Origin of the sequence: Brachybacterium subflavum, assembly GCF_009299795.1 — a bacterium.
Classification (GTDB): domain Bacteria; phylum Actinomycetota; class Actinomycetes; order Actinomycetales; family Dermabacteraceae; genus Brachybacterium; species Brachybacterium subflavum.
The window spans coordinates 629044-653411 of record NZ_VIGP01000003.1 but is presented as its reverse complement, the minus strand read 5'-3'; the positions used below and the strand labels follow the sequence as shown (position 1 = coordinate 653411).

Here is a 24368-nt window from a genome sequence, read left to right as displayed (position 1 = left end):
GTGCTGCATGCTCCTTCGCGGGTCGGGACCGGTCGGGGCCGGGCGGGACCGCGGTGGGCCGAAGGGGTCAGCGCCGCGGATGCGAGGCGCTCGTGATCCGCGGCGCGGCGAGCGGGCCGGGGGACTGCGAGGACGCGCTGGTGTACACCGGGGCGCGCGGCGGCAGGGCGGCCTCCGAGGACCCGTCCTGCTCCTCGGCGTGCGCACCGCCGGTCTCGTCCAAGACGGGCTCGGCGGGGTGTCGTCCCAGGATCAGCACGGAGTGGGCGGGGCGCGTGATCGTCTGCCCGGGCTCGAGCCTCTCGCCCAGATCGAACTGGTGGGCCGTGCCCGAGGCGACGTACCAGGCGGCGCCGAACTCCTCGGGCGGGACGCGGAAGTCCACGTCGTTGCCCGCCCAGTTGAACATGAGCAGCGCGGAGTCGTCGATGATGCGCTCGCCGCGGGTGTCCGGCTCGGGGATCGCGGAGCCGTTGAGGAACACGTCCACGCACTTGTTCTGCGGGTCGTCCCACTGGTCCTGCGTCATCTCGGTGCCGTCGGTCGCGAGCCAGACCACGTCCGGCAGCGACTCGTCGCCCTCGCAGGGGTTCTGGCCGCCCAGGAAGCGCCGTCGCCGGAAGATCGGGTGCGCCCGGCGCAGGGCGATCATGTGCCGGGTGAAATCGAGCATGTCCTGCTGGTCCTCGTCGAGGTCCCAGTCGACCCACGAGATCTCGTCGTCCTGGCAGTAGGTGTTGTTGTTGCCCTGCTGGGTGCGGCCCATCTCATCGCCGTGGAGGATCATCGGCACGCCCTGGCTGACCAGCAGGGTCGCCATGAAGTTCTTGGCGCGGCGCAGTCGCAGCGAGGTGATGGCGAGGTCCTCCGTCGGGCCCTCGGCCCCCGAGTTCCAGGAGCGGTTGTGGCTCTCGCCGTCGTTGCCGCCCTCCCCGTTGGCCTCGTTGTGGCGCTCGTTGAAGGAGACGAGGTCGCGCAGGGTGAAGCCGTCGTGCGCGGTGACGAAGTTGACGGAGGCGATCGGGGTGCGGCCCGTGTGCTGGTAGAGGTCGGAGGAGCCCGCGAGGCGCGAGGAGAAGTCCGGCAGCACGCCCGGCTCGCTGCGGCCCGCGTCGCGCACGGTGTCGCGGTAGCGGCCGTTCCATTCCGACCACAGGGGCGGGAAGCCTCCCACCTGGTAGCCGCCCTCGCCGAGGTCCCAGGGCTCGGCGATGAGCTTGACCTGGGAGATGATCGGGTCCTGCTGGATGATGTCGAAGAAGGCGGAGAGCCGATCCACCTCGTGCAGCTCGCGGGCGAGCGTCGAGGCGAGGTCGAAGCGGAAGCCGTCCACGTGCATCTCGCTGACCCAGTAGCGCAGCGAGTCCATGATCAGCTGCAGCACGTGTGGGGTGCGCATGAGCAGGGAGTTCCCCGTGCCCGTGGTGTCGTAGTAGTGGGCCCTGTCGTCCTCGACGAGCCGGTAGTAGGAGGCGTTGTCGATGCCGCGGAAGGAGAGGGTGGGCCCCTTGTCGTTGCCCTCGGCGGTGTGGTTGTAGACGACGTCGAGGATCACCTCGATGCCGGCGGCGTGGAGGTTCTTGACCATGGTCTTGAACTCCTGGACCTGCTGGCCGGCGTCCCCCGCATAGGAGTACTCGTTGTGCGGGGCGAAGAACCCGATCGTGTTGTAGCCCCAGTAGTTGCGCAGCCCCTTCTCGACGAGGTGGCCGTCCTGGACGAACTGGTGCACGGGCATCAGCTCCACGGCGGTCACGCCGAGCGACTGCAGATGGCGGATGATCTCGGGGTGGCCCATCGCCACGTAGGTGCCGCGGATGGACTCGTCGATCCCCGGGTGCTGCATCGTCAGGCCCTTGACATGCGCCTCGTAGATGACGGTGTCGTGGTACTCGTGGCCGGGGGAGTGGTCGCTGCCCCAGTCGAAGTAGGGGGAGACCACGATGCCCAGCATCGTGTGCGGCGCAGAGTCCTCCTCGTTGCGCTGCTCGGGATCCTCGAAGTCGTAGGAGAAGAGCGAGGGATGGTTCGTGGCCATCCCGCTGATCGCCTTCGCGTACGGGTCCAGCAGCAGCTTGGACGGATCGCAGCGCTGGCCGGCGGCGGGATCGTAGGGGCCGTGGACGCGGTAGCCGTAGCGCTGCCCGGGCTGGACCGCCGGAAGGTAGACGTGCCAGACGAACGCGTCGACCTCGGTGACCTGCACGCGGGTCTCGGTGCCCTCCTCGTCGAACAGGCACAGCTCGACCCGCTCTGCCGCCTCGGAGAACAGGGCGAAGTTCGTGCCGCCGCCGTCGAAGGTCGCGCCGAGGGGGTACGGCTGTCCCGTCCAGATCTGCATGTGTGCACAGTACCCGGGCCCACCTGGGGCCGGACGGGGCGCAGCGCCGGTCGACGGCGCTCTCAGGACCCCTCGGGCCAGTTGCCCGGGCTGTCGGCCCCGCCCTCGACGACCTCCTCGTGCGCTCCGGGGAAGGCGGTCCAGTCGTCCTGCGGGCGGTAGCCCAGCTCGAGCATGGTGTCGGTGATGTCCCAGCGGCGATTGGGGTTCGCGGAGATCGCGTAGTAGATGCCGAAGGGGACGTCGGCCTCGAGCGCGCTGCGGACGGCCCGGGCCGCATCGTCCGGGGAGAGCCACATGGCGCGCAGCAGGTCCACGTCCGTGGACAGCGGGTCCTCGCTCATCCACCCGATGCGCAGGGCGATCACCTCGAGGCCGAAGGCGTCGTGGTAGTGGCGCCCCAGGGCCTCGCCGAACACCTTGGAGACTCCGTAGAGGGAGTCCGGCCAGGGCGGCATGTCACTGTGCACGGGCCACTGCTCGTGGCGGTCGTAGCCGCCCATCGCATGGTTCGACGAGGCGAGCACGACCCGGCGCACGCCGGCGTCCCGCGCCGCCTCCAGCACATTGCGCTGGCCCACGATGTTCGGGCCCAGCACCGCCTCCCAGTCGGACTCGGGGGAGGCCGATCCGGCGAGGTGCACGACCGCGTCGATCCCGTCCATCAGCGCGCGGACCTGGTCGTAGTCGGTCACGTCGGCGATGCGCAGCCGGTCGCGCAGGCCTTCGGTGCGGGCGTGCCGACCCTGCGGGACGATGTCGTACTCGTCGTCGAGCCGGGCGAGCAGCGCCGTGCCCACGCCCCCCGTCGCCCCGGTCAGCAGGATCCGCTTCTTCGCGTCATCGCTCATGGGGCCATTGTGGGACGTGCGCGGGGACCTGGCCAGAGGCGGGGCCCGGACACGAGAAAGGCCCCGGTCGATGACCGGGGCCTTCAGNCCAGAGGCGGGGCCCGGACACGAGAAAGGCCCCGGTCGATGACCGGGGCCTTCAGCGTGGGCGATACTGGGATCGAACCAGTGACCTCTTTCGTGTCAGGAAAGCGCGCTACCACTGCGCCAATCGCCCATGCAGCCGAGCTGCGAGGGGACGGAGCGGACGACGGGACTCGAACCCGCGACCCTCACCTTGGCAAGGTGATGCTCTACCAACTGAGCCACGTCCGCGCATCTGCCGGATCCATCGCCCCGGGTCGCCCCGGCGCAGGTGGTTCCCGCTGACGAGGAGACACATTACGGGTGTGTGCACGCCCCGTGCAAATGCACGTGATGCGCGGCACCAGCCCTGCGGGGCGTCGGCCGGGGTGGCTCACGCCACAGCGAGAAGTGGTCTCTGACGTTCGGATCTGCGCCGCCGGTGGTGTAATCTCGTCCAGGTCCGATCGGGAGCCCGGCTCCCGCCCAGGACAGCGAAGGGCTCGCTCGCGGGCGGCCCGACGGGCGATTGGCGTAGTGGTAGCGCGCTTCCTTCACACGGAAGAGGTCACTGGTTCGATCCCAGTATCGCCCACGACAGGATCCTCGGATCCTCGTCACGCGGACGTGGCTCAGTTGGTAGAGCATCACCTTGCCAAGGTGAGGGTCGCGGGTTCGAGTCCCGTCGTCCGCTCCGGGAGGCGGCGCGCCCGACACTGTCGGGAGCGCCGTTCCTCATGAGGGGCCGTCCTCGCGTCGGCCGCTCGTCCGGTGGGTTGGCCGAGAGGCGAGGCAACGGCCTGCAAAGCCGTGTACACGGGTTCGAATCCCGTACCCACCTCCGCTTCCGCCTCCGGGCGGAGGACGACCAGGGCGATTGGCGCAGTGGTAGCGCGCTTTCCTGACACGAAAGAGGTCACTGGTTCGATCCCAGTATCGCCCACCCCTGAAGGCCCTGACCGGCGCATCCGGTCAGGGCCTTCGTCATGCCCCGACCGTTCCCCGCCGCTCCGGGGCGGTCCGGGACCACGCCGCCGCGACGCCGGCCCTCGTGCCCACTGCGCCGCCGCGGACCGTGTAGCGTCTGCTCGTCCGGTCCCCACGACGTCGTGCCGGAGACCGGTGCCGCCCCGCCCCGTGCCCCGACCTCGCTGCTGAGGAGCCCCCATGTCCGTGCTCGAACGCGACGCGATCGTCGCGCCCGTGAAGTTCAACCGCTGGCTGATCCCGCCCGCGGCCCTCGCCATCCACCTGAGCATCGGCCAGGTCTACGCGTTCTCCGTGTTCAAGGCCCCACTCATCGACCACTTCGGCTTCGACGAGGGCAGCGGCGAGGTCGCGACCGGCTGGATCTTCTCCCTCGCGATCGCGATGCTCGGCATCTCCTCGGCGATCGCGGGCGCCTGGGTCGAGAAGGTCGGCCCGCGCGCGTCGATGGTGGTCTCCGGCGCCTTCTGGGTGGCGGGCTTCCTCGTGGCCACGCTGGGCGTCGCGACCAGCCAGCTCTGGCTCGTGTACGTCGGCTACGGAGTCATCGGCGGCATCGGGCTCGGGATCGGCTACATCTCCCCGGTGTCCACGCTCATGAAGTGGTTCCCGGATCGTCCGGGCCTCTCCACGGGGCTGGCGATCATGGGATTCGGGGGCGGCGCGCTCATCGCGAGCCCCACCTCCAACGCGCTGATGGCCCTGTACGGCGGCGGCGCCGATCGTCTCGGCGACGGCATCACCGGCACCTTCCTCACCCTCGCGGTGATCTACCTGATCGTCATCGCGCTCGGCGCGTACGTCATCCGCCTCCCGCATCCGGACTGGACGCCGACCGGCTTCGACGCCTCGCGAGCCACGGCCAAGCCCATGCAGTCCGCGGGCAACGTCTCCGTCCGGGGAGCGATGCGCACCCCGCAGTTCTGGCTGCTGTGGATCGCGCTGTTCACCAACGTCACCGCCGGCATCGGCATCCTCGAGTCCGCCTCGCCCATGATCCAGGGATCCTTCGCCGGCATCACCGCGGTCGCCGCCGGCGGCTTCGTGGGGCTGCTCTCGATCTTCAACATGGGCGGCCGCTTCGTGTGGTCCACGGCCTCGGACTACCTGGGCCGGAAGACCACGTACCTGGTGTTCCTCGGCGGCGGGATCCTCCTGTACCTGCTGCTGGTGACCGTCGGCTCCCAGGCGCTCGCGATCTTCGTGCTCTCGGCGCTCGTGATCATCTCCTTCTACGGGGGCGGCTTCGCCACGGCGCCCGCCTACCTCAAGGACCTGTTCGGCGTGTACCAGGTGGGCGCGATCCACGGCCGACTGCTCACGGCGTGGTCCGCCGCAGGCATCGTGGGCCCGCTGATCGTGAACTCCGTGGTCGAGCACCAGAAGAGCGCGGGCCAGGAGGGCTTCGGCCTCTATCGTCTGGCGCTGATCATCATGATCGGCATCCTCGCCGTCGGCTTCGTCTCGAACCTCCTGATCCGCCGGCTCGACCCGCGCCACTTCGAGGACCCGGAGGTCGTCGCGAAGAAGGCCGAGCATGACCGCGAGGCCGCGGCGAAGGCGTCGGACGCATGGCACGGAGCCGACGGGGCGGCGTCCGCGGGCGGCGCGCACGCCGCCGCGGCCGGCGTGCTCGCACTCATCGTGGTCGCGGCGCTGGCCTACGGCGTCGTCAAGACGCTCATCACCGCCGTCGGACTGTTCACCGGCTGAGCCCGCGCAGACCGGTCCCGCGCCCCGAGCCATCCGGCGCCGCGCCCTCTCCGGTCCCGCGTCGCGCGCGTCTCGCGCCGGTCGAATGCGGTTCTCGGGGGAGGCGGCGGCCCGATACGATCGTCCGCGGAGCCGACATCGTCGGCCGGCTCGAACCGACCAGCAAGGAGCACCCCGTGGCCCAGATCGCCATCACCCTCGACGGATCCCCCCAGCAGATCGAGGAGGGGACCACGGGCGCCGAGCTGTTCGAGGGCCAGGGCACGATCATCGCCCTGCGGGTCGACGGCGAGCTGCGGGACCTCGCGACCGCCGTGGCCGACGGCCAGGAGATCGAGGGCGTCGAGCTCGGCAGCGAGGACGGCCTCGCCATCCTGCGCCACTCGACCGCGCACGTGCTCGCCCAGGCGGTGCAGCGCGTGAACCCCGAGGCGAAGCTGGGGATCGGACCGCCCATCACCGACGGCTTCTACTACGACTTCGACGTCGAGACCCCCTTCACCCCCGAGGACCTCAAGAACCTCGAGAAGCAGATGGGGCGCATCGTCAAGGAGAACCAGCGGTTCGTGCGCCGCGAGGTCAGCGATGACGAGGCCCGCGCCGAGGAGTCCGGCGAGCCCTTCAAGCTCGAGCTGATCGGCCTCAAGTCCACCGCCGACGACGCCGCCGAGGGCGCGAGCGTGGAGGTCGGCGCGGGCGGACTGACCATGTACGACAACGTCTCCAAGAAGGGCGAGGTGGTCTGGACCGACCTCTGCCGCGGCCCCCACCTGCCCTCGACCAAGCACATCGGCAACGGCTTCGCCCTCACCCGCTCCGCCGCCGCGTACTGGCGCGGGAGCGAGAAGAACCCGATGCTGCAGCGCGTCTACGGCACCGCCTGGCCCACCAAGGACGAGCTCAAGGCCTACCAGGAGCGCATCGCCGAGGCCGAGCGCCGCGACCACCGCCGCCTGGGCTCCGAGCTGGACCTGTTCTCGTTCCCCGACGAGATCGGCTCCGGGCTGCCCGTGTTCCACCCCAAGGGCGCGATGATCAAGATGGAGATGGAGGAGTACTCCCGCCGTCGTCACATCGAGGCCGGCTACTCCTTCGTCTCCACCCCGCACATCACCAAGAAGAACCTCTTCGAGACCTCCCGCCACCTCGAGTGGTACGCCGACGGCATGTATCCGCCCATGCACCTGGACGAGGAGCACGACGCCGAGGGCAACGTCACCAAGCAGGGCCAGGACTACTACCTCAAGCCCATGAACTGCCCGATGCACAACCTCGTCTTCCGGTCCCGCGGGCGCTCCTACCGCGAGCTCCCGCTGCGGCTGTTCGAGTTCGGCAGCGTCTACCGCTACGAGAAGTCCGGCGTGGTCCACGGCCTCACCCGCGCCCGCGGCTTCACCCAGGACGACGCCCACATCTACACCACCCGCGAGCAGATGCGCGACGAGCTCGCGAGCCTGCTGACCTTCGTGCTCGACCTGCTGCGCGACTACGGGCTCGACGACTTCTACCTCGAGCTGTCCACCCGCGACCCCGAGAAGTCCGTGGGCGACGAGGCGACCTGGGAGGAGGCGACCCGCACCCTCGAGGAGGTCGCGCGGGAGTCGGGGCTCGACCTGGTGCCGGATCCGGGCGGCGCCGCCTTCTACGGCCCGAAGATCTCGGTCCAGGCCAAGGACGCGATCGGCCGCACCTGGCAGCTCTCGACCATCCAGCTCGACTTCTTCGAGCCCGAGCTCTTCGAGCTCGAGTACACCGCGTCCGACGGCTCCCGCCAGCGCCCGGTGATGATCCACCGCGCGCTCTTCGGATCGATCGAGCGCTTCTTCGGCGTGCTGCTCGAGCACTACGCGGGCGCCTTCCCGGTCTGGCTCGCCCCCGTGCAGGTCGTCGGCATCCCGGTGGCCGCCGAGTACGCGCCCTACCTCGACCAGGTCGCGCAGCGGCTGCGCGAACGGGGAGTGCGCGTGGAGGTCGACGCCTCGGACGACCGGATGCAGAAGAAGATCCGCACCCACACCAAGGAGAAAGTGCCCTACCTGCTCATCGCCGGCGGCGAGGACCAGGAGAACGGGGCGGTCTCCTTCCGCTTCCGCAACGGCAGCCAGGACAACGGCATCCCCGTGGACGAGGCCGTCGAGCGCATCGTCGAGTCGATCCGCACCCGCGCCCAGGTCTGAGGAGGTCCGATGGGCACGCCCGAGCAGCACGGTCCCGCGGGGCCGACGTCCGATCAGCCGCAGGCCGACGAGCCCGTGCGCGTCGAGTCCCCGAGCGCCTTCGCGGGCGAGGACGACGGCATGGACCGGCTCTGGACGCCCCATCGGATGGTGTACATCCAGGGCGAGGGCAAGCCCGAGGATCCCGACGACGGCGAGCAGTGCCCCTTCTGCGCGGGGCCCGCGAAGAGCGACGAGGACGCGCTCATCGTCCATCGCGGGTCCCTCGCGTTCGTGATCCTCAACCTCTTCCCCTACAACAGCGGTCACCTCATGGTGTGCCCGTACCGGCACGTCGCGGACTACACCGACCTCACCCAGGGCGAGGTGCTCGAGGTCGCGGAGCTCACCCGCACCGCCATGCGGGTGGTGCGGGAGGTCTCCCGGCCCGACGGCTTCAACCTGGGCATGAACCAGGGCCAGGCCGGCGGAGCGGGCATCGCCGCGCACCTGCACCAGCACGTCGTCCCGCGCTGGATCGGCGATGCGAACTTCCTGCCGATCGTCGGCCGCACCAAGGCGCTGCCCATCCTGCTCGCCGACACCCGCGCCCAGTACGCCGCGGCCTGGCCCGCCGGAGCAGGGGAGGGCGAGCACGCATGAGCGCCCCGGGGACCGCCGCCGACTACGGGTACGACGTCGATCGCACGGACCCGCAGTCGCCCGGTCACCTGCGTCCGGGGGATGCACGGCGCACCCGAAGGCGGCGCCCCTGGGTGCAGCTCCTCGTCTGGGGCGGTGCGATCGCGGCCCTGATCCTGGTCGCCGCGGGCGTGTGGTTCTTCACGATCCGGCCGCTCGGCACGGGCACAGCCCTGGTCGCGTTCACCGCCGCGCTCGTGCCCGTGAGCCTCGTGCTCGCCGCCGTGTGGTGGCTCGACCGCTTCACCCCTCAGCCGCGCATCACCCTCGTCTACTCCTTCGTGTGGGGCGCGGCCGGATCGGTCGCGCTGACCTTCGTCATCGGCGGTGCCGTGACCTGGTGGATCACCCCGCAGGACGCAGGTGAGAACACCGCGAACTTCCTCGCCGCCGTGGTCCAGGCGCCGCTGGTCGAGGAATCGATGAAGTCCTCCGGGCTCATCGCCCTGCTGATCTGGGGGCGCCGCTTCATCGGCGGGCCGATCGACGGCGTCGTCTACGCCATGCTCATCGCCGGCGGCTTCGCCTTCACCGAGAACGTCCTCTACTTCGGACGCGCCTTCCAGCAGGCACAGGCCTCGGGCACCGTCGACGCCTTCTGGCAGACCTTCCTGCTGCGCGGCCTGCTCTCCCCGTTCGCCCATGCCAGCTTCACCTCGCTGTGCGGGCTGGGGCTGGGGATCGCCGCCGAGCGCCGCTCCCTCATGCTCTACTTCGGACTGGGCGTGGGCGGTCTGTCGCTGGGCATGTGCCTGCACGCGCTGTGGAACGGGTCCACCTTCTTCATCGAGGTCGACCAGGCGGCGCCGATGTCGGGCTTCCTGCGCTACTACCTCGCGATCCAGCTCCCGCTGTTCCTCCTGCTCGCCGGCATCATGACCTTCCTGAGGCTGCGGGAGAAGCGGATCGTGCGCACGCAGCTCTCCGCCTACGGGCGTGCCGGATGGTTCGCTCCCCGCGAGGTGGACATGCTGGTCTCGATCCGCGCCCGCCGCCGGGCCGAGAGGTGGGCGTCCGCGCACGGGGCCGTGCCGCGGATGGCGATGCACGACCTCATCCTCGCCTCGGTGGACCTCGCCATCACCCGCCACGGCGTGCTCCACGGGAAGCCGACGGCCAAGACCCGGGAGCGCGAGCGGGAGCTGCTCGAGCGGATCACCGCGGACCGTCGGCTGATCGGCGCGCTCAGCCGGCCCGTCGCCCCCGCCCCATCCGCCGCGGACGGCCGAGGGCCGCGTCGGCCGTAGACTGTCGGGGTCCAGACCGAAGGATCGACCAGCCGAGGAGACACATGTCGGGTCACTCCAAGTGGGCGACGACCAAGCACAAGAAGGCCGCGATCGACGCCAAGCGCGGCAAGCTGTTCGCCAAGCTCATCAAGAACATCGAGGTGGCGGCGCGTACGGGCGGGCCGGACCCCGCGGGGAACCCGACCCTGTACGACGCGATCCAGAAGGCCAAGAAGACCTCGGTCCCCAACGACAACATCGACCGCGCCGTCAAGCGCGGCGGCGGGCTCGACGGCGGCGGCGTCGACTACCAGACGCTCATGTACGAGGGGTACGCGCCCGGGGGCGTGGCCCTGCTCGTCGAGTGCCTCACGGACAACAAGAACCGTGCCGTCTCCGAGGTGCGCCTGGCCTTCACCCGCAGCGGCGGCAACATGGCGGACTCCGGGTCGGTGGCCTACATGTTCAACCGCAAGGGCGTCGTCGCGGTGCCCAAGGAGGGCAACACCGAGGACGACCTGCTCGAGGTCGTGCTCGACGCGGGCGCCGAGGAGATCAACGACGAGGGCGAGACCTTCGAGATCATCTCCGAGACCGGCGACGTGGTCGCCGTGCGCACGGCTCTCCAGGAGGCGGGCATCGACTACGACAGCGCCGAGGCGCAGTTCGTGCCGAACATCCGCACCGAGGTCGACCTCGACGGCGCCCAGAAGGTGCTTCGCCTGATCGACGCGCTCGAGGACAGCGACGACGTGCAGAACGTCTACTCGAACCTCGACATCCCCGAGGACGTCGCCGCGCAGCTCGAGGACGAGGACTGATCCTGCTGTCGCCGCGCCGGGAGTCCCCGTCCGCATCCGGAGCGTCGCAGCGATGACGCTCCGGGTGCTCGGCGTGGATCCCGGCCTCACGCGCTGCGGCTACGGCGTCCTCGACGCCGGGCGCGGCCGCTCGGCGTCCCTCGTCGACGTGGGCGTGGTGCGCTCCAGCCCGGACGAGGGCATCGACCAGCGCCTGCTCGTGATCTCCCGGGGCCTCGAGGAGAAGATCGAGGAGCACGCCCCGGACGTCGTCGCCATCGAGCGCGTGTTCAGCCAGAACAACACGTCGACCGTGATGGGGACCGCACAGGTCTCCGGGGTCGCGATCCTGCTCGCCGCCCAGCGCGGCATCAGGATCGCCATGCACACGCCCTCCGAGGTCAAGGCCGCTGTCACCGGCAGCGGGCGCGCCGACAAGAAGCAGATCCAGACCATGCTGGTCAAGCTGCTGCACCTCGAGGCGCCTCCGAAGCCGGCCGACGCCGCCGACGCCGTCGCGATCGCCCTCACCCAGCTCTGGCGCGGGCCCGGCCCCGTGCGCCTGGACGCCGGCGGACGCGCCCGCACGAGCGCGCAGTCCGTCTGGGCCGAGGCGGAGCGCAGCGCGCGGCGCGCCCGGGAGTCCTCGACCTCCCGCTTCTGATCGAACACGTGTTCTAGGGTGGTGCCGTGATCGCTTCTCTCACCGGAACGGTGGCCTCGATCGGCCTCGATTCCCTGGTCCTCGACGTCCACGGCGTGGGCTACCTCGTCCGCACCACGCCCGCCGCTCTCGCCCAGACCCGGCACGGCGCCCCCCTGACCCTGCACACCGAGCTCGTCGTGCGCGAGGACTCGATGACGCTGTTCGGGTTCCCCTCCGCGGAGGACACGGAGACCTTCCGGATCGTGCAGTCGGTGAGCGGCATCGGCCCGCGCCTCGCCCTCGCCGTGCTCGCGGTCCTGTCCCCGGAGGACCTGCGCCGTGCGGTCACCGCGCAGGACGTCAAGGCCATCACCCGCACGCCCGGGATCGGGCCCAAGGTCGCGAGCCGCATGATCCTCGAGCTCGGGGGCAGGCTCTCCGCTCCCGCCGAGGAGCAGGGCGAGCAGCAGGTCGACGCCGCCGGTGCTCCCGTGGCGGGCGCGAACCCGCTGGACGACCAGGTGGTCACGGCCCTCGTCGGCCTCGGCTGGCCCGACAAGGCCGCGGCCGACGCCGTCGCCGGCGTCCACGCGGAGCCCGAGGACCCGCAGGATGCCGCCGGGCTGCTGCGCGCCGCGCTGCGCCGTCTCGGAGGCAGCCGGTGAGCGCGTCGACGGAGGACTTCGACGAGGCCGACGACGGCGGGCGCGCCCTTACGAGCGCCGAGTCGGGCGCGCTCGAGCGGGCAGCAGAGGCCGCTCTGCGTCCGAAGAGCCTCGCGGACTTCGTCGGCCAGGAGGTCGTGCGCGAGCAGCTCTCCCTGGTGCTCGACGCCGCCAAGGGCCGCGGGCGCGCGCCCGAGCACATGCTCCTCTCGGGCCCCCCGGGGCTCGGCAAGACGACCCTGGCGATGATCATCGCCACCGAGCTGTCCGTCCCCCTGCGCATCACCTCCGGACCCGCCGTGCAGCACGCGGGGGACCTCGCCGCGATCCTCTCCGCGCTCGAGGAGGGGGAGGTGCTGTTCATCGACGAGATCCACCGGCTCGCGCGTCCCGCCGAGGAGATGCTCTACATCGCCATGGAGGACTTCCGCGTCGACGTGGTGGTCGGCAAGGGCGTCGGCGCGACCTCGATCCCGCTCGAGCTGCCGCCCTTCACCGTCGTCGGCGCGACGACGCGCGCGGGTCTCCTTCCCGCGCCGCTGCGGGACCGCTTCGGGTTCACCGGCCACCTCGACTACTACCGGGCCGAGGAGCTGCACCGCGTGGTCACGCGCTCGGCCGGGCAGCTCGCGGTCGAGATCGAGGACGAGGCCGCCGGCGAGATCTCCTCCCGCTCGCGCGGCACCCCCCGCATCGCGAACCGCCTCCTGCGGCGCGTGCGCGACTGGGCGCAGGTGCGCGGCGACGGACGCCTCGACCTCGACGCCGCCCGCCGTGCCCTGGACGTCTACGAGGTGGACGTGAGAGGCCTGGACCGCCTCGACCGCGCCGTGATCTCGGCGCTGTGCAAGCGCTTCGCCGGGGGACCGGTGGGGCTGTCGACCCTCGCGGTGTCCGTGGGCGAGGAGACGGAGACCGTCGAGACGGTCGTCGAGCCGTACCTCGTGCGCGAGGGCTTCCTCACGCGCACCCCGCGCGGCCGCATCGCGACGCCGCTCGCCTGGTCGCACCTGGGGCTCGCGGCGCCCGAGCCGGCACACGGCACGACCCCGCCGCTCGGGCGGTTCTGAAGGATCGGCGGGCCCCGGCCCGCCCTCGCGCCACCGCGGCCATGTTCCGAGGGGGCGTTCGGGGACGGCAGGTAGAGTGTTGCGGGTGCGCGTGCGGCCGGGCCGCTCCGCGCCCGCCCGTGCGGCTCCTCCGCACCCGTCGATCAGCTCGCGCCCCGCGCCTCCGGTGCCAGGCGGCGCTCGAAAGGACCCCCATGCAGTCCATGATCCCCCTCATCGTGATGTTCGGTGCGATGATCCTGCTGATGGTCTGGATGTCCAGCCGTCAGCGCAAGGCCCAGGCCGCCCAGCAGGAGAAGGTCCGGGCGCTCGGCGTCGGGGACGAGGTCCGCACCCACTCCGGCTTCTTCGGACTGATCGTCGAGGAGTACGACGACGTCGTCATCCTCGAGACAGAGTCCGGTGCGCACACCAAGTGGGCCCGCCAGGCGATCGCCGGCGCGGCGGACCCGAACGCCGCCCACAACGACGCCCCCGCCCTCGAGGGCGAGACCGTCGAGAGCGCGGAGCGCTCCGAGACCTCGCGCACCGCGCAGGACGCCACCGCGCTCGACTCGACCGCGGACGGCACCGAGGACCGTGCGGAGCCCCTCCCCGACGTCGACGACGAGTCGCCGGCGTCGGCCGATGCCGGCCGCGAGGGCGGGATCCCCGGCGTCACCACCCGGGGCGACGAGCCCCACACCGCACGCTGACACGCCCTGACACGTCGCCCCGCTGAGGAATCGCATATCGCATGAGCGCACGTCGCACGTCCCTGGGAGGGCTCGTCCTCCTGATCGTGGTCCTGATCGGCATCGTCGGTGCCGGGGTCTGGAAGGGCGGCTGGCAGGCCTCCCCGAAGCTCGCCCTCGATCTCGAGGGAGGCACGCAGATCATCCTCCAGGCGAGCACGACCGACGGCTCCGCGATCGATGCCGACTCGATGGATCAGGCCCGCGAGATCATCTCCCAGCGCGTGAACGCGATGGGCGTCGCGGAGACGGAGATCAGCGTCCAGGGCGGGACAAACATCGTCGTCGACGTCCCCGGGAACCTCGACTCGGAGACGCGCGAGGCGCTCGGGGCGACGGCCGCGCTGTCGTTCCGGCCCGTGCTCGCCACCCTCGATCCCTCGGGGACGGGCAGCGCGAAGGCCAGCGACGACGGGGGATCGGATCCCTCCGATGAGGTGTTCTCCGGCGCTATCACCCTGGACGACCCGTATGCGCCGAACTCGACCGCGCAGGCGACCGGCGCCTCCGATGCGTCCGACGGAGCCTCCGACAGCGGCGGCGACGGCTCGTCCTCCGACGTGCCGGCCGCATGGTCCTCGGACTGGGCGACCACGGCGCTGCAGTCGCAGGCCGCGGCCGTGGACTGCTCCCATCCCGAGGCGCAGCAGGAGATCGCATCCTCGGCGCCGAACTCCCAGCCCGTCGTGGCCTGCAGCGACGACGGCTCCGCCAAGTACCTGCTGGGCCCGGAGGTCCTGCCGGGGACCGTGGTGACCAACGCCAGCGTGGGCAGCGACACGAACTCCTCTGGTCAGTCGACCGGTGCCTACCTGGTGAATATGCAGTTCACCTCCGAGGGCAGCAAGACCTTCGGCACCATGACCGATGCGCTCTACAACAAGAAGGGCGCGACCGACTCCTTCGCGATCGTCCTGGACGGCCAGGTCGTCTCCGCTCCCTACGTGCAGACGCCCTCCTCCAACGGCGCCTCGATCAGCGGCAATTTCGATCAGGACACCGCGAAGCAGCTGGCCGACCAGCTGAAGTTCGGCGCCCTGCCGCTGCAGTTCGACATCCAGTCGGAGCAGCAGATCTCCGCGACGCTCGGTGGTGACCAGCTCGAGAAGGGCCTCATCGCGGGCATCATCGGACTGGTCCTCGTGGTCGCCTACGCGGCCCTGCAGTACCGCGTGCTCTCCATCGTGACGACTTCGAGCCTCGTGGTCACCGGCGTGCTCACCTATCTCACGCTCACCGTGCTCTCGCACATCCCGGAGATCGGCTACCGCCTCTCGCTCGCGGGTGTGACCGGCCTGATCGTCGCGATCGCCTTCACGGCCGATTCGTTCATCGTCTACTTCGAGCGCGTACGCGACGAGATACGCGACGGCCGCGGCATCGTCGCGGCTGTGGACCATGGCTGGAACCGTGCCAAGCGCACCATCCTCGCCTCGGACGCCGTGAACCTCATCGCCTCGATCGTCCTGTACGTCCTGTCCACGGGCAGCGTGCGCGGCTTCGCGTTCACGCTGGGCCTGACCACGATCATGGATCTCGTGGTGGTGTTCCTCTTCACCCACCCCCTGCTGCAGACCCTCGTGCGCACCCGCTTCTTCGGCAAGGGGCACCCCATGAGCGGGCTCGATCCCGCCCAGCTCGGGCGCCAGGTCCCCGCCTACGCGGGCCGAGGTCGCGTCCGCTCGGCCGCCGATCGCGGCCCCGTCGACGGCGCCGACGACGGGGCCCCCGTGCGCGAGACCCTCGCCCAGCGCAAGGCGCGCCTGGCGCGGGAGGCCCAGGAGCCCCGGGAGGGGGCGGCAACGGGGGAGACGACCCGGAAGGGGACGGCCGCGGACACCGGCCCGGATCCCGGCGGCGAGGACAGCGGATCGCAGGGCGACGAGGACGGGAGGGACGCACGATGAGGCTCAGCACGGCGAATCTCGGCAACGACCTGCACACCGGTGCGGTCTCCGTCCCCATCGTGAGGCGTCGGCGCACCTGGTACCTCCTCAGCGTCGTCGTCGTCGTCATCCTCGGCAGCATCGCGCTGGTGCGCGGCGTGAACCTGGGCATCGAGTTCACCGGCGGCTCCGAGTTCCAGGTCTCCGGGGTCAGCTCGTCCCAGGAGTCGCAGGCCCGCGACGTCGTGCGCGAGGTCGTCAGCGACAACGAGCCGAAGGTGACGATGATCGGCGGGAGCACGCTCCGCGTGCAGACCGCGCAGCTCGACACCCAGCAGACCCAGCAGGTCGCGCAGGACCTCGCGGACACCTACGGCGTGCCCGTCTCCGACGTCTCGACCTCCTTCATCGGCCCGGTCTGGGGCGGCGACGTCACCACGAAGATGGCGCGCGGCGTGGTCGTGTTCATCATCCTGGTCGCCGCGGTGATGGCGCTCTACTTCCGCAACGTGAAGACCTCGCTCGCCGCGATGATCACGCTCGTGCACGACATGCTCTTCACCGCCGCGGTGTACGGCGTCGTCGGCTTCGAGATCACCCCGGCCACCGTGATCGGCTTCCTCACGATCCTCGGGTACTCGCTCTACGACACGATCGTCGTGTTCGACAAGATGCGCGAGAACACGGCGCACCTGACGGAGCAGAACCGCAGGACCTACGCGGAGTCCGTCGAGCTCGCCGCGAACCAGACGCTCATGCGCTCGCTGAACACCTCGATCGTCGCTCTGCTGCCGGTGGGGTCGATCCTCGCGATCGGTGCCTTCGTGCTCGGCGCCGGCACCCTCAAGGACATCTCCCTCGCCCTGTTCATCGGCATCTTCGTGGGCACCTACTCCTCGGTGTTCCTCGCTCCCGGCCTCGTGGTGACCCTGCGCGGACGCGAGAAGAGCATCATCTCCCACAGCCGGAGGGTCCTCGAGGCGCGCAGCGCCGGGACTGACGGACGCGGCGAGGACGACGACTCCGACGGCGACCTCGCGACCGCCGGGGGCTCCACGACCACCACGACCAGGAGACGCCGATGACCCCCGCCCTCGCGAGCACAGTAGGCTCGACGCCCGTCGGCCCCACGCCCGCCGATGCCGGTGTCGGAGGCGGGCACTCCGGCCGGCTCGGCCCCGGGCAGGTCCGGGAGCTCATGGCCTCGCACATCGACACCTACCAGGACTTCCCCGAGCCCGGGGTGCTGTTCCGCGACATCACCCCGCTGCTGCGCGACCCCGAGTCCTTCCACGCCGTGATCGGACACTGGAGCGCGATCCTGCCCGAGCAGGTGGACCTCGTGGTCGGCGTCGAGGCGCGCGGCTTCGTGCTGGGCGCGCCGCTGGCCTACGAGATGGGCGCCGGCTTCGTCCCTGCGCGCAAGGCGGGCAAGCTGCCCGGCGCCCCGCGCTCGATCAGCTACGACCTGGAGTACGGCAGCGCCCAGATCGAGATCGCGGTGGGCGCGCTCCCGCGCGGCGCACGCGTGGTGGTGGTCGACGACCTGCTGGCCACGGGCGGCACCGCCGCGGCGACGATCGAGCTCGTGCGCCGCTTCGACGTCGAGCTGCTGGGCGTCTCCTTCCTCCTCGAGCTCGAGGGGCTGGGCGGACGCGATCGCCTTCCCGCGGACGTCCCCGTGGTCACCGTGGAGTCCGTCCCGAACTGAGGCGCCGGACCGCTCCGCCCCCACTGCGGCACGGCGCTCGGACCCCTCCGGATATGGAGGGCCCCGCCGTCCGCGGACGGCGGACACCACCACTCCCTACGGGGTCGTAGACTCGGGTGACTGCGCAGGAGGTTCGGATGAGTGAACACGGGACCACCCCCCGGTCGGAGTCGCGCCCGGCGCCCGTCCATCGGCGCTCGCGGTCTCCGTTCTCGTTCCTGGTCGGACGCACGTCGCCGACCAGTCCGAACCCCTCGTCGGCCTATTTCGAACCGCTCGTCCAGGCGGTGACCGCGGCCCATCCCAAGGAGGCCCTGGGGCTCCTGGAGCGTGCCTTCGCCGTCGCCGAGAGGGCCCACCAGGGGCAGTTCCGCAAGAGCGGCGACCCGTACATCACCCACCCGGTCTCGGTCGCGATGATCCTCGCGGAGCTCGGCAGCCCGCAGGAGGTCCTCGCCGCCGCCCTGCTCCACGACACGGTGGAGGACACCGACTACTCGCTGGACCAGCTGCGGGGAGACTTCGGCGACGAGATCGCCCTTCTCGTCGACGGCGTCACCAAGCTCGACAAGGTCACCTACGGCGACGCCGCCCAGGCCGAGACCGTGCGCAAGATGATCGTGGCGATGAGCCGCGACATCCGCGTGCTGCTCATCAAGCTCGCCGATCGCCTGCACAACGCCCGCACCTGGCGGTACGTGCCGGCCGCGTCGGCGGAGCGCAAGGCGCGCGAGACCCTCGAGATCTACGCCCCGCTCGCGCACCGCCTCGGTCTGAACACCATGAAGTGGGAGCTCGAGGACCGCTCCTTCCAGGTGCTCTACCCGAAGGTGTACGCGGAGATCGTCTCCCTGGTCGCCCAGCACGCGCCGGCGCGCGAGCAGTACCTCGCGAGCGTGTCCGGGCAGATCCAGGATGACCTGCGCAAGGCGAAGATCAAGGCATCCGTCACCGGGCGCCCGAAGCACTACTACTCGATCTATCAGAAGATGATCGTGCGCGGCCGCGACTTCGCGGACATCTACGACCTGGTGGGCATCCGCGTGCTCGTGGACACCGTGCGCGACTGCTACGGAGTGCTGGGCATCCTGCACGCCCGATGGTCGCCCATCCCCGGGCGCTTCAAGGACTACATCGCCCTGCCCAAGTTCAACCTCTACCAGTCGCTGCACACGACGGTCATCGGCCCCACCGGCAAGCCCGTCGAGGTGCAGATCCGCACCCGCGAGATGCACCGCCGCGCCGAGTACGGCGTCGCCGCGCACTGGAAGTACAAGGCGATGGCGGGTCCTGACCCGGCGCCGACGGCGAAGTCGGGGGAGATGGCCTGGCTGCGCCAGCTCATGGACTGGCAGAAGGACACCTCCGACTCGGGCGACTTCCTGGACTCCCTGCGCTTCGAGATCAACAGCCAGGAGGTCTACGTCTTCACCCCGAAGGGCGATGTGATCGCTCTTCCCCAGGGGGCGACCCCTGTGGACTTCGCCTACACGGTGCACACCGAGGTGGGCCACCGCACGATCGGGGCGCGTGTCAACGGCAAGCTCGTGCCGCTGGACTCGGCGCTGAGCACGGGCGACGTGGTCGAGGTGTTCACCTCGAAGGCCGAAGGGGCCGGGCCCAGCCAGGACTGGCTGGGTTTCGTGAAGACCCCGCGCGCCCGCACGAAGATCCGCCAGTGGTTCTCCAAGGAGCGTCGCGAGGAGGCGCTCGAGAAGGGCAAGGACGAGCTGTCCAAGGCGCTGCGTCGCCAGGACCTCCCGATGCGCCGCCTGCTCACCCACGAGACCCTGCAGTCGGTCGCGCTGGACCTCGACCAGAACTCCGTGGACGCCCTCTACACCGCGATCGGAGAGGGGCACGTCGGCGCCCAGAACGTCGTCGAGAAGCTCCGGGCGACCTTCGGCGGGACCGCCGGGGCCGAGGAGGACGTGGTCGAGACGACCCTGCCCTCGAAGGTCCTCGCCCGCCCCTCCGAGGCGCAGCGCCACACCAGTGAGACCGATCAGGGCGTCATCGTCGACGGACAGAAGGATCTGTGGGTCAAGCTCGCCAAGTGCTGCGCACCCGTGCCGGGCGATCCGATCATCGGCTTCGTGACCCGTGGCTCGGGCATCTCGGTGCACCATCGCGAGTGCTCCAACGCCACGCAGCTGCGGGAGGAGCAGCCCGATCGGATCGTGGACGTCCGCTGGTCCGGGCGTATGGGCTCGGTCTACCTCGTGCACATCAAGGTCGAGGCGCTGGATCGGGACCGACTGCTCACGGACCTCGCCCTGGTGATCGCCGACCAGCAGGTGAGCCTGCAGTCCGCCTCGTGCCAGTCGCACCGGGACCGTCTGGCCACGGCGTACTTCTCCTTCGAGCTCGCCGACCCCTCGCACCTGCAGGCCGTCCTCGCGCAGGTCCGCAAGGTCGAGGGCGTCTACGACGCCTACCGGGTCACGGCGGACGGCAAGGTGGTCGAGGGCAGGGGGATGGCCGAGGCCTGAGCCCTGTGTCCTCGGCGCGCCCAGCGCTCCGCCTCCCGCACCCGCAGCACGGCGCGCTCGCGCGTGTCGGCGTCCTCCGCCCCCGCGGGAGCTGACGCGCAGCGCCGCACGATCTGCTCGAGGAGCCTGCGGGCGACCCTGCTCCCGGAGCCCCCTCGCACCGCTGCGAGCCGCTCACCGATCTGCTCTCCCGTGCACAGCCCGGTGCGCACGAGCGCTTCCACGCCCTCGAGCGCGGCCTCTCCGTCGAAGCGCAGCAGATCGGCGCCTGTCTTCGCGGGGGTCGTCACCGGCGTGCCCGCGATCTGCTCGATGTCGGTCACCGCGACGCCGGAATGGCGGACGCGCACCCCGGGGATCACGCTGCGGTGGGAAAAGGTCATCAGGTCGATGGGGTCGGGGAACGCCGCGCCCGTGTGCACCCAGTGCGCCGACCAGAGGGCGATCACGTGATCGCTGCGCAGTCTCGCGCCGACGGCGCATCCCACCAGCAGAGCCCGGTCCGAGGCGTGCTCGGCGAAGTAGAAGGGGACCAGCCGCCCCTCGCCGACGGGCACCAGGGATCCCGTGCGCACGTCGTCGTAGTGGGAGAGCGTCGCCGGCCAGCGGGCGACCTCCTGCTCGAGGGTGACGGCGAGCTCTGCCGCCTGCTGCGACCATGCGGCACAGGGAGCATCGGCCCACGGCGGGGGCGGGGACTCGTCGGCGGGGATCGCAGGGGAGGGGTCGGCGGAGCCGGACGAGGCAGGCGAGGTGCCGGCAGGGGAGGGCGACTGCGGTGGAGGCATGCGCCGAGCATCCCGGCTGGGAGCCCGCGCATCAAGGCGCCCGCCCGTCCTGTGGACGAGCGGGCGCTGTGGAGGAGCGGGAGCGATGCGCGGAGGCCGCGCGGGATCAGCCCAGGTCGCGCGCGGAGCGCTCGATGACCTCGAGCCACTCGCGCCGTGCGCGCAGCGCCTCCTCGGCCTTCGCGATCTTCGCGGGGTCGCCGGTCGCGCGTGCCTTCTCGAGATCGTCCTCGTAGCTGGAGATCGCCTCCTGGAGCTGCGAGGATGCGCCCTCGACGCGGGCGCGGGTACGGGGATCGGTGCGACGCCACTCGGCGTCCTCCGCCTGCTTCAGCGAGCGCTCGAAGGCGCGCAGGCGATCCTCGATGCGCCGCATGTCGCCGCGGGGCACCTTGCCGGCCTCGTCCCAGCGGTCCTGGATCCTGTGCAGCGCCGCCCGGGCGCCGTCGAGATCCTCGGCCGGGTCGACGGCCTCGGCCTCTGCGAGAAGGGCCTCCTTGACCTTGAGGTTCTCCTTCTGCTCCGCGTCGGAGGCGGCGAGGTCCTCGTTGCGCGCCGCGAAGAAGGTGTCCTGGGCCGCCTTGAAGCGGGCCCACTGGGCGTCGTCCTTCTTGCGGTTGCCGCGCGGGGCCGCGCGCCACTCGTCCATGAGGGAGCGGTAGGCGCGGACCGTCGGGCCCCAGTCCGTCGAGTCCTTCATCTCCTCGGCGCGGCGGATGATGTCCTCGCGGACCTTCTCCGCCTCCGCGTGCTGCTCGTCGAGGTGGGAGAAGAACTGCCGGCGCTTGCGGTCGAAGGCGCTGCGTGCCGTCGAGAGCCTCTTCCACAGCGCGTCCTCGGCGGAGCGCTCGAGGGAGGGCCCCTCCTTCTGCATCGACTTCCAGGTGCCGACCATGCCGCGCATGGTCTCGCCGGCGCTCTTCCAGCTCATCCGCTCCGGCTCGGTCTCCACGAGCTGCTCGATCGACTCCACGAACGCGGTGCGCTCGGCGGTCGCCGCGTCGCGGGCCCGCAGGCGCTCCTCCTCGAGGGCGTGGATCTTCTCCTTGGCGTTCTCCCGCAGCTCCGACGCCCGCGCGCGCAGCGCCGGGATGTCGCCGACGACCTGCGGCTCCTTCATGTTCTTGCGAAGGTTCTCGAGCAGTCGGTTCAGATCGGCCTGCGTGAGCTGCGGTGCCGCCAGCCGCTGCTGGGTGACGTCGAGGAAGGCCACGAGATCGAGGTAGGCGCGCGCGAAGGGCGCCAGCGCCTCCTCGCGGTCCGCGGAGGCCGCGGCCCCCAGCGAGCGCTTCTGCGTGCCGTCCTGCACGCTGACCGTGCCGTCCTCCTCGAGCGTGCCGAAGGCCAGGGCCTCCTGGATCGCCGCGTCGTCGTACTCCTGCACGGGAGGCGCGACGGGGATCAGCGGGGCAGACGGGCGCCGGCCGGCGAGTGCGGCCGGGCTCGGGGTGCCGGGACGAGGGGTCGGCCGAGGCGCCGGGCGCGGAGTCGGGGCGGCGGGAGTCGCCGCCTCGGGCACCGTGGCCCCCGACGCCTCGCTCTGGCTCTCGGTCGCGACCTCGGGCGTCGTCGCCTCGTCGTCGGCGTCCGACGTCGAGGCCCCGGGCGCGGTGCCGGGCGTCGGCCCCTCGGTCGCGGCATCCGACGTCGGCGCCTGTGTCGTCGCGCCGTCGGACGCCGCACCCTCGGTGGTCGAGGTGTCGGGGGTCGCGCCGTCGGGCGCGGTGGCATCGGGAGTCTCGGACTCGCTCACGGGGGAGCTCCTTCTCTCGTTCCGCTGGATCGCGGGTCACTGCCGTCGCCGGGACGGCGTCATGGTCGTGGTGCGGGACACCACGCCAGGGAACTCTACCGCCGATCGTGCACGCATCCGCGCGCGTCCCAGGGCCCGCATCCCTCGGGGCCCCTCGGCCTCCCCGCTGCGGACCCCGCCCGCCGGCCCGCCACGCGGGCGCGGTCCCGGAGACGGCGCACGTGGGTCGATAATGGGTCCTCGGTGCGCGGGCACCCACCGCCCTCGCACTCCGCACCGGTCGCGCCAGCACGCGCGGTCCGCCGCACGCACAGCACGCAAGGAGCACACCCGTGGCGAAGATCAGCGCCCTGTCCGGATTCCCCGAGCACCTGCCCGAGCAGCGTCTCGTCGAGCAGCACGTCATCGACGTGTTCCGCCAGGTCGCCGAGCTCCACGGTTTCTCCGGCATCGAGACCCGCGCGGTCGAGCCGATGAGCCAGCTGCTGCGCAAGGGCGAGATCGACAAGGAGGTCTACGTCCTGCGGCGCCTGCACGCCGAGGAGGAGGACGGGTCCGACGCCGATCCCGATCGTCAGCTGGGCCTGCACTTCGATCTCACCGTGCCGCTCGCGCGCTACGTGCTCGAGAACGCCGGCAGGCTCGCCTTCCCGTTCCGCCGTTTCCAGATCCAGAAGGTCTGGCGCGGGGAGCGTCCGCAGGATGGCCGCTATCGCGAGTTCTACCAGGCCGATCTCGACATCATCGGCCAGGACTCCCTGCCCTCCCACCAGGAGGCCGAGGTCGCCGTGGTGATGGCGGAGATCCTCTCGCGTCTCCCGCTCCCCGCCTTCACGATCCGTGCGAACAACCGGAAGCTCTCCGAGGGCTTCTTCCGGTCGATCGGCCTCGAGGACTTCGAGGGCGTGCTGCGCACCATCGACAAGCTCCCCAAGATCGGTGACGAGGCCACCGCGCGCCTGCTCGTCGAGGACGCCGGCGCGAGCGAGGAGCAGGCGCGCACCTGCCTGGCCTTCGCCTCGATCCGCACCCGCGACGACTCGTTCGCCCAGCAGGTGCGCGATCTGGGCGGCGAGGGCGAGCTGCTCGAGGAGGGAATCGCCGAGCTCGCCGCCGTCCTCGCGCAGGTCGAGGCGGCCGTGCCCGGAGTGATGATGGCCGATCTCTCCATCGCCCGCGGGCTCGACTACTACACGGCAGGGGTCTTCGAGACCTTCCTCGAGGGCAGCGAGGCGCTGGGCTCGATCTGCTCCGGCGGTCGCTACGACCGGCTCGCCGCGGACAACCGCCACACCTACCCCGGTGTGGGCCTCTCGATCGGGCTCTCGCGCCTGGTCTCGCGGATGCTCTCGTCCGACCTCGCGCGCCCCAGCCGCGCGGTCCCCACGTGCGTCCTGGTCGTCGTGGAGAGCGAGGAGACCCGGCGGCGCAGCGAGGCCGTCGCCCGCGACCTGCGCTCCCGAGGCATCCCCACCGAGGTCTCGCCGACCTCGGCGAAGCTCGGCAAGCAGATCCGGCACGCCGACCGCCGCGGCATCCCCTTCGTGTGGTTCCCGCACGAGGACGAGGCGGACGAGGTGCGCGACATCCGTGCGGGCGAGCAGGTCGAGGCCCGCGCCGACTCCTGGCAGCCCCCGCACGAGGACCTGCACGTGCAGGTCCTCGCGGGCCCCGGCGGCGAGGGCTGACCCGCTCGCGCAGCACCGCCGGACGCCCCGGTCCCGGGAGACATGGGTCACCGGCCCTCCGCACGGGAATGCGCGAACCGCCCGGTGCGTTGT

Annotated in this window: 18 protein-coding genes and 6 tRNA genes; 18 read left to right on the top strand and 6 right to left on the bottom strand. The window is 71.0% G+C overall.

Features of this window, described 5'->3' with window-relative positions; translation table 11 throughout:
* Positions 1 to 67: 67 nt before the first annotated feature.
* From glgX to FHG10_RS10025, 4 genes are all read right to left on the bottom strand, one after another.
* On the bottom strand, positions 68 to 2341 hold the full coding sequence (gene glgX, locus FHG10_RS10040; RefSeq protein ID WP_152353152.1) for a glycogen debranching protein GlgX: 2274 nt from the start codon (positions 2339 to 2341) through the stop codon (positions 68 to 70).
* Positions 2342 to 2403: 62 nt separating this feature from the next.
* Entirely contained in the window at positions 2404 to 3192 is a 789-nt protein-coding gene (locus FHG10_RS10035) for an NAD-dependent epimerase/dehydratase family protein (RefSeq protein WP_152353151.1), read from the bottom strand.
* A gap of 145 nt (positions 3193 to 3337) precedes the next feature.
* Positions 3338 to 3409 (bottom strand) — tRNA-Val (locus FHG10_RS10030).
* Between the two features lie 25 nt (positions 3410 to 3434).
* Positions 3435 to 3507 (bottom strand) — tRNA-Gly (locus FHG10_RS10025).
* A gap of 271 nt (positions 3508 to 3778) precedes the next feature.
* On the opposite strand from FHG10_RS10025, the gene FHG10_RS10020 reads away from it, so the two are divergent.
* The 17 genes from FHG10_RS10020 (at position 3779) to FHG10_RS09940 (ending at position 20046) form a co-directional block, all read left to right on the top strand.
* A tRNA-Val gene (locus tag FHG10_RS10020) sits at positions 3779 to 3850 on the top strand.
* A 26-nt stretch (positions 3851 to 3876) separates the two neighbouring features.
* A tRNA-Gly gene (locus tag FHG10_RS10015) sits at positions 3877 to 3949 on the top strand.
* A gap of 76 nt (positions 3950 to 4025) precedes the next feature.
* Positions 4026 to 4096, top strand: a tRNA-Cys gene (locus FHG10_RS10010).
* Positions 4097 to 4126: 30 nt separating this feature from the next.
* Positions 4127 to 4198 (top strand) — tRNA-Val (locus FHG10_RS10005).
* Positions 4199 to 4422: 224 nt separating this feature from the next.
* Positions 4423 to 5955 carry an OFA family MFS transporter gene (locus FHG10_RS10000; RefSeq protein ID WP_152353150.1) on the top strand — a complete coding sequence of 511 codons (1533 nt, stop codon included), beginning with the start codon at positions 4423 to 4425 and terminating at the stop codon, positions 5953 to 5955.
* Positions 5956 to 6131: 176 nt separating this feature from the next.
* On the top strand, positions 6132 to 8132 hold the full coding sequence (gene thrS, locus FHG10_RS09995; protein WP_152353149.1) for a threonine--tRNA ligase: 2001 nt from the start codon (positions 6132 to 6134) through the stop codon (positions 8130 to 8132).
* Positions 8133 to 8141: 9 nt separating this feature from the next.
* Positions 8142 to 8774: an HIT family protein gene (locus FHG10_RS09990; RefSeq protein ID WP_152353148.1), complete on the top strand. Its 633-nt coding sequence runs from the start codon at positions 8142 to 8144 to the stop codon at positions 8772 to 8774.
* On the top strand, positions 8771 to 10060 hold the full coding sequence (locus tag FHG10_RS09985) for a PrsW family intramembrane metalloprotease (protein WP_152353147.1): 1290 nt from the start codon (positions 8771 to 8773) through the stop codon (positions 10058 to 10060). Before FHG10_RS09990 ends, FHG10_RS09985 begins: the two co-directional genes overlap by 4 nt.
* A gap of 44 nt (positions 10061 to 10104) precedes the next feature.
* Entirely contained in the window at positions 10105 to 10863 is a 759-nt protein-coding gene (locus FHG10_RS09980; RefSeq protein ID WP_152353146.1) for a YebC/PmpR family DNA-binding transcriptional regulator, read from the top strand.
* Positions 10864 to 10915: 52 nt separating this feature from the next.
* On the top strand, positions 10916 to 11506 hold the full coding sequence (gene ruvC, locus FHG10_RS09975) for a crossover junction endodeoxyribonuclease RuvC (RefSeq protein ID WP_152353145.1): 591 nt from the start codon (positions 10916 to 10918) through the stop codon (positions 11504 to 11506).
* Positions 11507 to 11532: 26 nt separating this feature from the next.
* Positions 11533 to 12153: a Holliday junction branch migration protein RuvA gene (gene ruvA, locus FHG10_RS09970; protein ID WP_152353144.1), complete on the top strand. Its 621-nt coding sequence runs from the start codon at positions 11533 to 11535 to the stop codon at positions 12151 to 12153.
* Positions 12150 to 13223, top strand: a complete 1074-nt coding sequence (gene ruvB, locus FHG10_RS09965; protein ID WP_152353143.1) for a Holliday junction branch migration DNA helicase RuvB — start codon at positions 12150 to 12152, stop codon at positions 13221 to 13223. The genes ruvA and ruvB overlap by 4 nt, the downstream gene beginning before the upstream one ends.
* A 194-nt stretch (positions 13224 to 13417) precedes the next feature.
* Positions 13418 to 13918 carry a preprotein translocase subunit YajC gene (locus FHG10_RS09960; protein WP_227488162.1) on the top strand — a complete coding sequence of 167 codons (501 nt, stop codon included), beginning with the start codon at positions 13418 to 13420 and terminating at the stop codon, positions 13916 to 13918.
* Positions 13919 to 13959: 41 nt separating this feature from the next.
* A complete protein-coding gene (gene secD, locus FHG10_RS09955; RefSeq protein ID WP_152353142.1) occupies positions 13960 to 15864 on the top strand; it encodes a protein translocase subunit SecD in 1905 nt (634 codons plus the stop codon).
* A complete protein-coding gene (secF, locus tag FHG10_RS09950; RefSeq protein WP_152353141.1) occupies positions 15861 to 16928 on the top strand; it encodes a protein translocase subunit SecF in 1068 nt (355 codons plus the stop codon). The genes secD and secF overlap by 4 nt, the downstream gene beginning before the upstream one ends.
* Positions 16929 to 17041: 113 nt before the next feature.
* Positions 17042 to 17554 carry an adenine phosphoribosyltransferase gene (locus FHG10_RS09945; protein ID WP_227488174.1) on the top strand — a complete coding sequence of 171 codons (513 nt, stop codon included), beginning with the start codon at positions 17042 to 17044 and terminating at the stop codon, positions 17552 to 17554.
* Between the two features lie 137 nt (positions 17555 to 17691).
* A complete protein-coding gene (locus FHG10_RS09940; RefSeq protein ID WP_152353139.1) occupies positions 17692 to 20046 on the top strand; it encodes a RelA/SpoT family protein in 2355 nt (784 codons plus the stop codon).
* Here FHG10_RS09940 and FHG10_RS09935 read toward each other — a convergent pair.
* Both FHG10_RS09935 and FHG10_RS18390 read right to left on the bottom strand, forming a co-directional pair.
* Complete coding sequence (locus FHG10_RS09935) at positions 19989 to 20834, bottom strand: hypothetical protein (protein WP_152353138.1); 846 nt, start codon at positions 20832 to 20834, stop codon at positions 19989 to 19991. The two genes, FHG10_RS09940 and FHG10_RS09935, sit on opposite strands and share 58 nt — an antisense overlap.
* A 106-nt stretch (positions 20835 to 20940) precedes the next feature.
* Entirely contained in the window at positions 20941 to 22587 is a 1647-nt protein-coding gene (locus FHG10_RS18390; RefSeq protein ID WP_152353137.1) for a DUF349 domain-containing protein, read from the bottom strand.
* Positions 22588 to 22919: 332 nt separating this feature from the next.
* On the opposite strand from FHG10_RS18390, the gene hisS reads away from it, so the two are divergent.
* On the top strand, positions 22920 to 24275 hold the full coding sequence (gene hisS / locus FHG10_RS09925; RefSeq protein ID WP_152353136.1) for a histidine--tRNA ligase: 1356 nt from the start codon (positions 22920 to 22922) through the stop codon (positions 24273 to 24275).
* The last annotated feature ends 93 nt before the right edge of the window (positions 24276 to 24368 follow it).

What these genes read in the sequence shown, in the direction of transcription:
- glgX (WP_152353152.1), bottom strand. Translation starts at nt 2,341, where the DNA reads ATGCAGATCTGGACGGGACAGCCGTACCCCCTCGGCGCGACCTTCGAC.
- FHG10_RS10035 (WP_152353151.1), bottom strand. Translation starts at nt 3,192, where the DNA reads ATGAGCGATGACGCGAAGAAGCGGATCCTGCTGACCGGGGCGACGGGG.
- FHG10_RS10000 (WP_152353150.1), top strand. Translation starts at nt 4,423, where the DNA reads ATGTCCGTGCTCGAACGCGACGCGATCGTCGCGCCCGTGAAGTTCAAC.
- FHG10_RS09990 (WP_152353148.1), top strand. Translation starts at nt 8,142, where the DNA reads ATGGGCACGCCCGAGCAGCACGGTCCCGCGGGGCCGACGTCCGATCAG.
- FHG10_RS09985 (WP_152353147.1), top strand. Translation starts at nt 8,771, where the DNA reads ATGAGCGCCCCGGGGACCGCCGCCGACTACGGGTACGACGTCGATCGC.
- FHG10_RS09980 (WP_152353146.1), top strand. Translation starts at nt 10,105, where the DNA reads ATGTCGGGTCACTCCAAGTGGGCGACGACCAAGCACAAGAAGGCCGCG.
- ruvC (WP_152353145.1), top strand. Translation starts at nt 10,916, where the DNA reads ATGACGCTCCGGGTGCTCGGCGTGGATCCCGGCCTCACGCGCTGCGGC.
- FHG10_RS09960 (WP_227488162.1), top strand. Translation starts at nt 13,418, where the DNA reads ATGCAGTCCATGATCCCCCTCATCGTGATGTTCGGTGCGATGATCCTG.
- secD (WP_152353142.1), top strand. Translation starts at nt 13,960, where the DNA reads ATGAGCGCACGTCGCACGTCCCTGGGAGGGCTCGTCCTCCTGATCGTG.
- secF (WP_152353141.1), top strand. Translation starts at nt 15,861, where the DNA reads ATGAGGCTCAGCACGGCGAATCTCGGCAACGACCTGCACACCGGTGCG.
- FHG10_RS09945 (WP_227488174.1), top strand. Translation starts at nt 17,042, where the DNA reads ATGGCCTCGCACATCGACACCTACCAGGACTTCCCCGAGCCCGGGGTG.
- FHG10_RS09940 (WP_152353139.1), top strand. Translation starts at nt 17,692, where the DNA reads ATGAGTGAACACGGGACCACCCCCCGGTCGGAGTCGCGCCCGGCGCCC.
- FHG10_RS09935 (WP_152353138.1), bottom strand. Translation starts at nt 20,834, where the DNA reads ATGCCTCCACCGCAGTCGCCCTCCCCTGCCGGCACCTCGCCTGCCTCG.